Source organism: Vibrio harveyi, assembly GCF_030060435.1.
Classification (GTDB): domain Bacteria; phylum Pseudomonadota; class Gammaproteobacteria; order Enterobacterales; family Vibrionaceae; genus Vibrio; species Vibrio harveyi.
This window is the reverse complement of record NZ_CP125875.1, coordinates 3,458,819-3,471,426: the sequence shown is the minus strand read 5'-3', so window position 1 is coordinate 3,471,426 and position 12,608 is coordinate 3,458,819. Positions and strand designations below refer to the sequence as shown.

12 protein-coding genes are annotated in these 12,608 nt (G+C 44.2%); 3 read left to right on the top strand and 9 right to left on the bottom strand.

Going from position 1 to position 12,608, the window contains the following annotated elements:
- Positions 1-652: 652 nt before the first annotated feature.
- The 7 genes from QMY49_RS16425 to dusA form a co-directional block, all read right to left on the bottom strand.
- Positions 653-1,432: a phosphoadenylyl-sulfate reductase gene (locus QMY49_RS16425; RefSeq protein ID WP_005451533.1), complete on the bottom strand. Its 780-nt coding sequence runs from the start codon at positions 1,430-1,432 to the stop codon at positions 653-655.
- Entirely contained in the window at positions 1,425-3,161 is a 1,737-nt protein-coding gene (gene cysI / locus QMY49_RS16420) for an assimilatory sulfite reductase (NADPH) hemoprotein subunit (RefSeq protein WP_045418913.1), read from the bottom strand. Before cysI ends, QMY49_RS16425 begins: the two co-directional genes overlap by 8 nt.
- Entirely contained in the window at positions 3,161-5,035 is a 1,875-nt protein-coding gene (locus QMY49_RS16415) for an assimilatory sulfite reductase (NADPH) flavoprotein subunit (protein WP_283312364.1), read from the bottom strand. The genes cysI and QMY49_RS16415 overlap by 1 nt, the downstream gene beginning before the upstream one ends.
- Positions 5,036-5,152: 117 nt before the next feature.
- Positions 5,153-5,383, bottom strand: coding sequence for a hypothetical protein (locus tag QMY49_RS16410; RefSeq protein WP_005451530.1), 231 nt, complete (start codon positions 5,381-5,383; stop codon positions 5,153-5,155).
- Positions 5,384-5,533: 150 nt separating this feature from the next.
- Complete coding sequence (locus tag QMY49_RS16405; RefSeq protein WP_009697568.1) at positions 5,534-6,199, bottom strand: TIGR04219 family outer membrane beta-barrel protein; 666 nt, start codon at positions 6,197-6,199, stop codon at positions 5,534-5,536.
- Between the two features lie 100 nt (positions 6,200-6,299).
- A complete protein-coding gene (pspG, locus tag QMY49_RS16400; protein ID WP_005451528.1) occupies positions 6,300-6,515 on the bottom strand; it encodes an envelope stress response protein PspG in 216 nt (71 codons plus the stop codon).
- A 163-nt stretch (positions 6,516-6,678) separates the two neighbouring features.
- Positions 6,679-7,659 carry a tRNA dihydrouridine(20/20a) synthase DusA gene (gene dusA, locus QMY49_RS16395; RefSeq protein WP_283312361.1) on the bottom strand — a complete coding sequence of 327 codons (981 nt, stop codon included), beginning with the start codon at positions 7,657-7,659 and terminating at the stop codon, positions 6,679-6,681.
- 285 nt (positions 7,660-7,944) lie between these two features.
- Between dusA and zur the strand changes: the two genes are divergently transcribed.
- Both zur and QMY49_RS16385 read left to right on the top strand, forming a co-directional pair.
- Positions 7,945-8,400, top strand: a complete 456-nt coding sequence (gene zur / locus QMY49_RS16390; protein WP_009697566.1) for a zinc uptake transcriptional repressor Zur — start codon at positions 7,945-7,947, stop codon at positions 8,398-8,400.
- 18 nt (positions 8,401-8,418) lie between these two features.
- On the top strand, positions 8,419-8,880 hold the full coding sequence (locus tag QMY49_RS16385; protein ID WP_005381269.1) for a chemotaxis protein CheX: 462 nt from the start codon (positions 8,419-8,421) through the stop codon (positions 8,878-8,880).
- A gap of 100 nt (positions 8,881-8,980) precedes the next feature.
- Here QMY49_RS16385 and pgi read toward each other — a convergent pair whose 3' ends face one another.
- Entirely contained in the window at positions 8,981-10,633 is a 1,653-nt protein-coding gene (gene pgi, locus QMY49_RS16380) for a glucose-6-phosphate isomerase (RefSeq protein WP_283312360.1), read from the bottom strand.
- A 306-nt stretch (positions 10,634-10,939) separates the two neighbouring features.
- Here pgi and QMY49_RS16375 point away from each other — a divergent pair, with 306 nt between their 5' ends.
- Complete coding sequence (locus tag QMY49_RS16375; RefSeq protein WP_283312359.1) at positions 10,940-11,359, top strand: secondary thiamine-phosphate synthase enzyme YjbQ; 420 nt, start codon at positions 10,940-10,942, stop codon at positions 11,357-11,359.
- A gap of 51 nt (positions 11,360-11,410) precedes the next feature.
- Here the strand turns inward: QMY49_RS16375 and QMY49_RS16370 are convergent, their stop codons facing one another.
- The gene (locus tag QMY49_RS16370; RefSeq protein ID WP_005451523.1) at positions 11,411-12,607 is read right to left on the bottom strand and encodes a BamA/TamA family outer membrane protein; all 1,197 of its coding nucleotides are present in this window, start codon (positions 12,605-12,607) and stop codon (positions 11,411-11,413) included.
- Position 12,608: the final 1 nt, after the last annotated feature.

The following is a 12,608-nucleotide window of genomic DNA, read 5'->3' as shown; positions in this document are numbered from 1 at the left end:
CCTAAATAAATAGGGAGAGGCTCAATGAATACTGACTTCAAAACTACTAATGTAATTTTAAAGCTATTATCGTTCCAACAGAACGATAATGAATTGACTGTGCCAAGTCCGAAGACTTGATTGGTCACTTCGTTTCATTGAAACCTAATTTGAAGCCGAAGCTTCTAATTGGATTATCATCAACGAGTGCCCACACAGATTGATAGGTTCTTATTTTTAAAGAGCTACTCTTCTTTGTGATTTACATCACTTCGGAAGAGGCGGTCATTCTAGCGAGATAATTTTCTGTGTCAAACACTTTTTGCTATTTATTTTACTTTTTAAAAGTAAAGGCAATTAATTATTTCGCTTTTCTTTCTGACCTTGCCGACTTAGCTTCGAACCCTTGTGAGCTCTGCCCTGTCGACAAGGAGGCATTATAGAGATCGCGCTCACATTGGCAAGCGTTATTTTGCAAAAATTGCAAAAATAATAGTTAAACGACGACTTTTCGATCAAAGCCTTATTTATCCAACTTTACCCCAAGACTGCATACAACTTATCCACAGAGTTATCCTTTTTATGCTCCTTTTTCTTTCACTATATATAAAGAAAGCTGCTTTACAGCAGCTTTCTTTATTTACCCTAAACACGGCTTTTGCCAGATTAGCATCTAAATACCTGAGCCATCCTGCTCACTACCATCGTCTTCATGCAATCCACATTCACGCTTTAAACCAAAGAAACGAGTTTCTTCTTCCGACATGCCCGGTTCCCACTTTCTAGTTGTATGAGTGTCACCGACAGAAAGGTAACCTTGATCCCATAGAGGGTGATAACTCAAACCATGCTCTTCTAGGTAGTAGTGCACATCTTTATTCGTCCAGTCGATCACAGGTAAGAATTTAAATACGCCATTTTGGATCGACAAGATTGGAAGACCAGCACGAGATTGACTTTGCTCTCGACGCAGTCCTGAAAACCAAGTACCAACATTTTGCTCACGCAGAGCTCGTCGCATTGGCTCAACTTTGTTTATCTTGTTGTACTTTTCAATTCCCTCTATACCCTGTTCCCAAAGTTTTCCATAACGTGCTTCTTGCCAATTCGCACTTTCTTTAGCTTGATACACTTTAAGGTTAAGGTTCAGTTGCGCTTTCAACTGATCGATGAATTGATATGTCTCTGCAAATAGATAGCCGGTATCCGTTAGGATAATTGGAATGTCCGGTTTTTGTTGTGTCACAAGATGGAGCATCACTGCGGCTTGGATACCGAAACTGGACGAGACAGCGAACTCCCCTTCCAAATTCTCCAATGCCCACTTTACTCTATCTTGTGCCGAAAGCTGTTCGAGCTCGACATTGATTTGAGCAAGACGGAGGATTTGCTCCGTCTTAGTTAATGTCAGTAACTCTGTTAGTTCCGGTTTGGACGCTACAGAATCAAGCATGGAAGTCCCTCTTTGATACGAACACTTCTTGGATAATGCCAGCTCGAATTGTGAAGTCACCAAATGCTTCGCCTTCTTCACGTTCAGCAGCCCAACGAGCCACCAGTTGATCAATCTCTTCTAAGATTTGCTTATCCGTAATGTTCTCTTTATACATCTTCGGTACTCGAGTACCACCGCGGTTACCACCTAGGTGTAAGTTGTATCGACCTGGTGCTTTACCAACTAAGCCGATTTCTGCCAGCATTGCTCGACCACAACCATTTGGACATCCTGTTACTCGCAGAATGATATTGTCTTCTTCAGGGATACCATGCTTTTCTAGAATACCTTCTACATCGGTTACGAACTGAGGAAGGAAGCGCTCTGCTTCTGCCATTGCTAATGGACATGTTGGGAACGCCACACACGCCATCGAGTTCTTACGCTGTTCACTTACGCCGTCATCCATTAAGCCATGTTCACGAGCAATCTTCTCGATCTTCGCTTTTTGGCTTTTTGGTACACCAGCAACAATCAGGTTTTGGTTTGCTGTCATACGGAAATCGCCTTTGTGGATTTTGGCAATTTCAGCAACACCTGTCTTAAGTGGTTTACCTGGGAAATCTAATAGACGACCATTTTCAATGAAGAGTGCTAGGTGATGCTTACCATCGATACCTTCAACCCATCCGATACGGTCACCACGTTCCGTGAATTCGTAAGGACGGCTTTGCTCAAACTTAACACCGGCACGTTTTTCTACTTCCGCTTTAAACACATCACTACCGACACGATCTAATGTGTATTTGGTTTTTGCATTCTTACGGTTAGAACGGTTACCCCAATCACGTTGAGTTGTTACTACAGCAGCAGCAACATCAAGCGTCTTCTCTAATGGAATAAAACCAAAGTCATCCGCTCTACGTGGATAAGTCGATGTATCGCCATGTGTCATCGCTAGACCACCACCAACAAGCACGTTAAAACCAACTAGCTTGCCGTTATCTGCAATCGCTACGAAGTTAAGATCGTTAGCGTGTACGTCTACGTCATTTTGCGGTGGGATAACCACTGTGGTTTTAAACTTACGTGGTAAGTAGTTCTTACCTAGAATCGGTTCGTCTTCTTCCGTGCTTTCTACTTTTTCACCGTCCAACCAAATCTCTGCATAAGCGCGCGTCTTTGGTAATAGATGCTCGCTGATCTTCTTCGCCCATTCGTAAGCTTCTTGGTGTAGCTCCGACTCCACTGGGTTAGTGGTACACAACACGTTACGGTTAACGTCACCCGCAGTTGCAATCGAATCAATACCAATGCTGTTTAGCGTTTGGTGCATCAACTTGATATTTGGTTTTAGCACGCCATGGAACTGGAACGTTTGACGAGTAGTAAGACGAATACTTCCATATAAAGAGTGCTCGGTTGCAAACTTGTCGATCGCTAGCCATTGCTTTGGTGTAATGATGCCACCCGGCATACGAGCACGAAGCATGACGTTATGCAGCGGCTCCAACTTTTGTTTAGCACGCTCGTTACGGATATCGCGGTCATCTTGCTGGTACATTCCGTGAAAACGAATCAATTGGAAGTTGTCTGCAGTAAAGCCACCAGTAATGCGGTCTTGCAGATCTTGTTCAATCGTTCCACGCAGTAAATTACTTTCTCTTTTAAGGCGCTCGTTATCCGAGAGTGGACCAAGCACCTCACCTAATACTTCTTGGCTGTTTGATTGTTGATTCGCGCTCATTAGTACACATCCCTTTGGTAACGTTTCGCTTTACGTAGATCGTTGATAAATGCTTCGGCTTCTTCACGAGATAGCTTGCCTTGTTGCTCGGCTACAAATACCAGCGCATCGTGAACATCTTTTGCCATACGAGTGGCATCACCACATACATAGATGTAGGCTCCATCTTGCATCCATTGCCACACTTGTTCAGCGTTTTCTAAGATGCGATGTTGAACATAAACCTTCTCTGCTTGGTCACGACTAAACGCAACATCAAGGCGAGTCAGCAAACCTGACTTGAGGTACTTCTGCCATTCAACTTGGTAAAGGAAATCTTGAGTAAAGGTACGGTCACCAAAGAACAACCAGTTCTTGCCTTCCGCGTTACGGTTATCACGCTCCTGAATAAAGCTGCGGAAAGGTGCAATACCAGTACCAGGACCAACCATGATGATTGGTGTGTTGTCATCTTGTGGCAGTTTGAAGTTATTGTTGTGCTCAACAAACACTTTCACTTCACCGCCTTCTTCTAGACGTTGAGCGAGGAAACTTGATGCTCCGCCATAGCGCTTTTCATCACCTTTGTCGTATTCAACCAAGCCTACGGTAAGGTGAACTTCTTCATCGACTTCCGTTTGACTCGAAGCGATAGAATATAGACGAGGTGTCAATCGACGAAGTAAACCAACTAATTCTTCTGCACTTAACTTGGTCTTCTTCTCTGCAAGTACATCTACAACTTGGGTATTTGCAGCGTACTCACGAAGCTTGTCTTTATCTTCCACTAGCTTTTGTAGTCTCTTGCTACCAGATAGCTCTGCGAATTTAGTGACAAACTGAGGGTTTGATGCGGTGATTTCGTACTTGCTAACCAATGCACTATGAATAGAAAGGCTTTCGCCATCGACTTCAACACTTTCTACACCGGATAGACCAGCCTTAGCTAAGATAGCGTTGGCTAACTCTGAACTATTATCGAACCACACACCCAGAGCATCGCCGGCTTGATAAGTTAAACCTGATTCTTCAAGGTCAATCTCTACGTGGCGAACATCTTTACCCGAATCACGACCTGTGATTTTTTGGCTTGTTAGTAACGTTGCGGTATATGGGTTTTGCTTGTTATAAGCAGAATGTCCTGGAGCGGCTTGACCAACAGGTAGTTGGACTACTTCTGCTTCATTGCCTGAAGAAAGGGCTTCTTTTACTTGTTCAAGCGCTTGCTTACGCCATTCAGCGGCCGGCACTTCATAATCCACATCACAATCAATGCGATCGATGAAGGCAGTTGCGCCTAACTTAGACAAGTAAGTATCGAAGTCTTTGCCCGTTTGGCAGAAGAACTCATAACTAGAATCGCCCAGTGCGATCACGGCGTATTGTAGATTTGGTAACTTGGGTGCTTTTTTAGATTGAAGGAACTCATGCAGTTCAATGGCATTATCTGGCGCTTCGCCTTCACCATTGGTCGACGCCACGATGATCACGTGAGTCTCTTTTGCTAAGTTCTTGCCTTTGTAATCGCTAGCATCAAACAGCTCTACAGCAATGCCTTCTGCTTTGGCTTCTTGCTCTAGCGCTTCAGCAACGCCTTTCGCATTACCAGTCTGAGAAGCAAAAATGATGCTTAGCTTGCCTGCTGGTTTTGCAGCAACAGAAGCAGCAGCCTGTGCGATTGGTGTTGCAGCCGCTGCACTTGGTTGGTTTTGAGCGAGTCCCCAGAAGTAACCGCTGACCCATGCAAGTTGCTGTGAAGACAACTCTGAGACAGTTTGCTGGAGTGAGTTAAATTGCTGGTCATTTAGTGGGCTTGCGATTGGTGGATTAGCACCCTGCCCATTATTATCTTCCGACACTTTCTTGTGAGAATATTCATTCTGTTGAAAAGACATTGTCACGACATCCCTATTCATTGCGTGACGATAGATTAACCACTCTCTCTAATAACAAGAAAGAATAGAAGAGAATGTTTTATAACTTTTTGGAAGTAAGAACGCTGAGCTTAGTGCTCAACGATCCTCAATACGAACTTGTTGAAAGCCAACCGCCAACGCCGATTTTGATGCCGTATCAAGATCATCATATAGGCACTCTTCCCCATGACTGTCTGTGAGGCAAACAAACCCACCACGGGCATGGCGAAACTCGACAACCCATCCTCCCTCTTGAATTGAAGGCTCTATAATGGCTTCGACTAGCTGGTTGTCACGAAATAGATGTCGTAATTCGTTTATTGTCATCGCAATCCCTGCTCCAACTTTTATACATTGCTCCTAGATAAGCATGGTAGAAGAGTGAAACTTGGGCGAGAAATTCGATTTAATATAATGAAGTGATATAAAAAAACGCCGCTTATAAAGCGACGTTTTAAAGGATTTGAGGTTATGTAGTTAGAAAGAGTATTGAGCACCAACGAAGAAGCCGTCTGCAAAGATAAACTCTTTACCTAGGCTCGATAAAAACTCCTCTGACTCTAAATCAATCACACGGTAACCACCACGGAAAGTGAGTTGAGACTCTTGAAAAGGAATTCGGTACTGAACACCAGCCATTAGATCAGTACTCTTGATACCTTTGTTATCACCGAAGTTCATCTCACCAATTACATCAAAGTTTGTATTTGGCACAGTGATTTCTGCGTAGCCATACCAAGCCCAAATCAGCTCATCAAAATCTTCCGTACGAGCATTAGTGCCTGCGTCTACGTATTTTGTATCACTCAAGTTACTAAAAGTAAGACCCGCATCGAAGTGCATCAGGTCGTGTTCAAGAATTTGGTAGTAAAGAGTAAGGTCGAGCTTGTCAAAACCCATGTAATCCGCATCAACACTTGAGTAACGAAGGCGCGCATTAGGTACGTATTTCACGTCATGCTCAATCGCAGCGTAGAAAGACCCCGTTGTGTCGCTATCTCTTCTTACTTCATTCACTTTGGTATCCGCTACCCAAACTTCCCCACCAACCGTCGTAGTGAAAGAAGACTCTTGTTCTGCGAAACAAGGGTAAGACGCAGCCAACGATAGTGTCGCTAAAGCGATGGTCGCTTTATATGTCATGTAATTTTTACTCCGAGATAGCTGATTTCAACATTAAGGGGCATATGAGAAATACTAACATACTCTCACAGCCCACCATCAACTAAATCTCTACTATCCGTTACTTATAACGAGGCTGGGCAACGAAGTTTTTAAAAAACCATATACCTAGTGCAATGACTATCAACCAAGGCAATAGTTTTAGTACAGCGCCTACCATACCCAATAAGAACATCACAACCAATGCGATACCTGTTGCGGCAAATACCGTTACCATAGTAATACCGGTTACTAATAGGGTTGCTGTGAAAACTAAAATAAAGATCAGCTCCAACATAATCACTTCTCCTTTGTTTTAGTTTTACTAGAGCAGGTTCCATACCAACTTATAAATATATATCTAATACCATGATCTATAAGTAAAAATAAAGCCAGAGGCATTTCTGCACTCTGGCTTTGTTATTTGTCAGTTGGTAAATTTCACCAACCACTGGTGAAATTTACACGTTCAATTCTTTTGGAATCTTCGCCAGTGCATCTTGCAGCACTTCTAGACCTGAACCCGGTTTGTGCGCGTTTTCACTGATGTGGCGACGCCATTGACGAGCACCAGGCATGTTTTGGAACAGACCCAACATATGACGCGAGATATGACCAAGGTAAGCACCTTTTGCCAATTGCGCTTCAATATACGGGAACATCTCTTCAACGATTTCGCTGCGCTTTTTCACTGGTGCATTTGAACCAAACAGCTCTTGGTCAACAGATGCTAGCAAGTAAGGGCTTTGGTAAGCCTCACGACCAATCATCACACCATCTAGGTGTTGTAGATGCTCTTTCGCTTCTTCTAAAGATTTCACGCCACCGTTAATCGCAATCGTTAGCTGTGAGAAGTCCTTCTTCAATTGGTAAGCGCGTGGGTAATCCAATGGTGGGATCTCACGGTTCTCTTTCGGGCTTAGACCACTTAACCATGCTTTACGTGCGTGGATAGTGAACTGCTCACAGCCGCCCTTCTCAGAAACAATAGACACGAAATCCGTTAGGAATTCATAAGAATCTTGGTCATCGATGCCGATACGTGTTTTCACAGTAACAGGCACGTCTACCACATCTTTCATCGCGGCTACGCAGTCTGCGACCAACTGCGGCTCTGCCATTAGGCATGCACCAAATCGACCATTTTGAACGCGATCCGATGGACAACCAACGTTTAGGTTAATCTCATCGTAGCCACGCTCTTGCGCAAGCTTGGCACACGTTGCCAAATCTGTTGGGTTTGAGCCACCAAGCTGAAGGGCTAACGGATGCTCTTCCTCGTTATAAGCCAGGAAATCCCCTTTTCCATGAATGATCGCGCCTGTGGTCACCATTTCGGTGTACAGCAGGGTTTCTTTGGTCATTAAGCGATGGAAGTAGCGACAATGACGATCCGTCCAATCCAACATTGGTGCTACAGAGAGCCTGCAAGAATGAGTCATGATATAAACACCCGTTTTTACGTTGCCAAGATAGAGCGCGACGGTGCGCTCAAAAAATGAAGTCGGGTATTGTATACCCACTGTGCAGTGGATGCGAGTGTTGTGAGCTTACTTACCAATAGACATATTTCGGCATTGGGATCTCGTTCTGTGATATCGGTTACTCTCTCTGATATACACTGGCTTGCTTTAATTCATGATTTTCGTTCTGATAGTAGGTAAAATGAAGCCTTTCTAAACGAACTTCGTATAGAAATGGTTTATCATAAAGCACGTCCGATAGTTATGGTGAAAGATTTGGACCCAACAATCCTTGAACAAATTGAACATATCTGCGCTGAGCGCGGAGTAAGGTTGACGCCTCAACGCCGACGCGTTTTTGAGCTCATTTGTTCTAATCGCCGCGCCTCTAGTGCGTATGAGCTATTGGAGCAACTGAAAGAGAGTGAACCACAAGCGAAACCACCGACGGTATACCGAGCATTAGATTTTCTTCTAGAACAAGGCTTTATTCATCGAGTGGAATCTAACAACAGCTTTATCACTTGCTGTTCGTTCAACACTCAACAGCACTTTTTCCAACTGCTAATTTGCGATAAATGTGGCGATGTCGTTGAACTTGAAGACGAGACGCTGATATCCTTATTAGCCAATAACGCCGAGAAACATGGATTCAAACTGACGAATCAAGTTATCGAAACCCATGGCGAATGCCAGGCATGTTCCTCGGAGACGAAATAAGAAAGATAGAAGAACGTTATGCGCGCTGAATTTGTAAACCCGTTTTTAGCTTCTTTAATGAATGTTCTAAAAACTATGGCTTCGCTTGAACTGAAGCCACAAAAACCGCGAATCAAGAAAGATGAGATCGCACGAGGTGACGTTTCTGGTCTTATCGGTATGGTTGGTCCACAAACTCGTGGCTCAATGTCGATTACCTTTGATGAAGCGTTAGCACTGGAAATCATGCAGAACATGCTTGGTGAACGTCCAAATGGACTGAACGAAGAAGTGACGGATATGGTTGGTGAGATCACTAATATGGTGACAGGCGGTGCGAAACGCATTCTAGCGGAAAGTGGGTTTGACTTTGATATGGCAACACCAGTTGTAGTATCTGGTCGAGGTCACACCATTCGCCACAAGTGTGAAGGCTCAATCATCATCATGCCTTTCTCTTCACAGTGGGGAAATGCCTTCATCGAGATTTGTTTCGAATAATAGAGAAAAAATAGGTTGGTCCGTACCAACCTATTTTGTTTCTGCCCCAGACAATAAAAAAGGTCAGCATTTGCTGACCTTTTCTTTTTCTATTCAAACATTAAGCTTTAAACGCTTTAAATGCATTGATTAGACCGTTTGTCGAGCTATCGTGTGAGTTGATTTCAGACTCATCAGCTAGCTCAGGTAGGATTTGGTTCGCTAGTTGTTTGCCTAGCTCAACACCCCATTGGTCGAAGCTGAAGATGTTCCAGATAACGCCTTGAACGAAGATTTTGTGCTCGTACATTGCGATCAGGTTACCTAGCGTGCGAGGTGTGATTTGCTTAACTAGGATAGAGTTCGTTGGGCGGTTACCTTCAAATACTTTGAACGGTACTAGAGACGCCATTTCTTCTTCGCTCTTACCTGCTTTCGCAAATTCTGCTTTTACTGTTTCTGCTGACTTACCAAATGCCAATGCTTCTGTTTGTGCAAAGAAGTTAGACATCAGTTTTTGGTGGTGATCGCTTGCTGGGTTGTGGCTGATTGCTGGTGCAATGAAGTCACATGGGATCAGCTTAGTGCCTTGGTGAATCAACTGGTAGAACGCGTGCTGACCGTTAGTTCCTGGTTCACCCCAGATGATAGGACCAGTTTGGTAAGTCACTGCGTTACCTTCACGGTCAACGTACTTACCGTTAGATTCCATGTTACCTTGCTGGAAGTACGCCGCGAAACGGTGCATGTACTGATCGTAAGGTAGGATTGCTTCAGACTCAGCGCCGTGGAAGTTGTTGTACCAAATACCGATCAGAGCAAGAATCACAGGGATGTTGCTTTCTAGATCTGTCGATACGAAATGGTTATCCATCTCGTGAGCACCGTCTAGAAGCTCGATAAAGTTGTCGTAACCTACAGACAATGCAATTGAAAGACCGATTGCTGACCATAGTGAGTAACGACCACCAACCCAGTCCCAGAACTCAAACATGTTGTCGGTGTCGATACCAAACTCAGATACCGCAGGAGCATTAGTAGATAGCGCTGCGAAGTGCTTAGCAACGTGTGCTTGATCGCCAGCAGTTTCTAGGAACCAATCACGAGCAGAGTGCGCGTTTGTCATGGTTTCTTGAGTCGTGAACGTCTTAGACGCGATCAAGAATAGTGTTGTCTCTGGGTCTACTTTCTTCAAAGTCTCAACGATGTGAGTACCATCAACGTTAGAAACGAAGTGTAGGTTCAGGTGATTTTTGTATGGTGCCAATGCTTCTGTCACCATGTAAGGACCAAGGTCTGAGCCGCCGATACCGATGTTTACGATATCTGTGATTGCTTTACCTGTGTAACCTTTCCACTCACCGCCGATTACACGCTCAGTGAAGGATTTAATTTTTTCTAGAACCGCGTTTACCGCTGGCATTACGTCTTCGCCGCCAACCATTACAGGTTTGTTCGAGCGGTTACGCAGTGCAGTGTGAAGAACAGCGCGATCTTCTGTTTTGTTGATCGCTTCACCACTGAACATCGCTTCAATTGCTGACTTAAGCTCAGTCTCGTTAGCAAGAGCGAACAGGTGCTTCAGAGTTTCCCCGTTGATTAGGTTCTTTGAGTAATCGACTAGGATATCTGAGCCGAAGCGTGCTGAGTATTTGTCGAAACGCGCAGCGTCTTGAGCAAATAGCTCTTTCAGATCCATATCTTGTGCAGATTCGAAATGCGCAGTTAGCGCTTTCCAAGCTTGTGTTTGCGTTGGATTGATATTTTTCAACATGGTCTTTATCCCGATGTTACAGTAGGTTCCATTCCTTACAGTCTAGCGAAAACTGCGGAATCCCCGATTTAGCAAATAGAATATAAATGAGATGTTTGGGCGAATTGCCACAAAACAAGTCTTTGTAATTTTTTTTCAGTCGCCAATTATGACTGAGTGCCCTTACACTCACATTGAGTTAGGTCACGTTCCCTGTTTCGAATTTAAACAATTCATTTATGACGTTGGGAATCATATCATTTACTAATGACAGGCTCTAATTGGATTAGGATAGACGCCAAACCAAATTTTTCCAAAGGAACGCATATGTGGGCACAAAAAACTCTGCAATTAAAAGCACGTAGCCGAGGCTTTCATCTGGTCACTGATGAAATTGAACAACAATTACCACAAATCCAATCGCTTTCAGTAGGTTTGTTACATTTATTCATTCAGCATACGTCTGCCAGTTTGACTTTAAATGAAAATGCCGACCCAACAGTACGCATGGATATGGAAGCCCACTTCAATAAGTTTGTGCCTGAGCGCGCCCCTTACTACCAACACACTTATGAAGGTGATGATGACATGCCAGCTCATATAAAAGCGTCTTTACTTGGCAGCAGTGTGACAATTCCTATTCAAAGCGGTCAATTAGCGTTGGGAACATGGCAGGCCATTTACTTAGGCGAGCATCGAGACTACGGTGGCAGCCGACGCATTATCGCCACCATCAACGGCGAATAGCTTAGAGACAACAAAGGCTAACCTCAGGGTTAGCCTTTGTTTTATATCGAGTTAGAACGGTTGGTTTATCATGACTCGGAAAGTACCTTCATCGGCACCTTTTGCCATCTCGGCACGAACAACAATCCCTTCCACTTGGAAGCGTACTGCGCCACCGACGTTCCATTTCATGTCTTCATGCAATGTCTTGAGGTCATAATCGTCCGCGACTCGCCCCACTTCAACAAACGCTACCCATTGCCACCAAGGTAAGTCGTAATAGTTGATCAGAGGAATATCATCAAGCGGCTGCCAGTCTGGCAATACGCGGTATTCCGCAGAATAGTGAATCGCGCTGCGTCCATGGTAACGACCCGCAGTATAACCACGCAAGCGATACAAGCCACCCAAGCGAACTTGCTCCTGCTCTGGAGGACGACTACATACTGCGCCATCGCACTGATTCCATGTCGGTGTATCTGCAGTATAGAAATCGAATGCCAGAACTTGCTGATCAAACCAATCACCTAACGGACCTAGGGAATAGTACTGACTGTTTTGGAACTCCCACTTTAGCCATAAGTCTTCCGACTGTAAGCTGTCTGCTCCTGTGGTTAAATCAAACGAGGTATGGGAGCCTCGCGTGGTATTACGCACACTGTCGCGGTTGTCCCAGTCAAATGTCAGGCTAAACCCTGTCGCTTCTTCTTTCTTATCGTTGTAGATGTCTAATTCACGAGAAGAATAAAACGGCGTGAAGATAATTGAGCTGACACCAGAATCGACCGGAGAAGCAAAACTTACATCGCGAATAGGTTGGAATGCACCAAGTAACCCATGTTCACGAACGTTACCCCAAGGAAGCAAGTACTTGAACTCGAGTTTATAGTTCTCTTCATCCCCATTGGTTATCGTTTTGTCTTCCGTTGAAGAGTTGTTTGAACCTTGATTGTCTAGGTAATATGGGTTGTCGTTAAAGCGCGCTTGATACATTTGCGTGCTAAACAAAAGATTTGATGACAAAGCGTAGTTGAAGGCAGAAAGAAAACCGACATAGCTATCTTTCTCAGAATACAGCCCCATACCAAACAATGCAGCTTGAGGTTGACCAACACCTTTTGCCACACCAGCTAAACCGATCGTGCTACCCATGGTATCCGTACTGAAATAGAACGGAACAAATGCTGAGTCTTTCTCTTTCGCGACTATCTGCGGGGATAAAAAAAGGCTGGCAGAGAATGCCAGCACTGAGAATAATCTTTTCTTCATG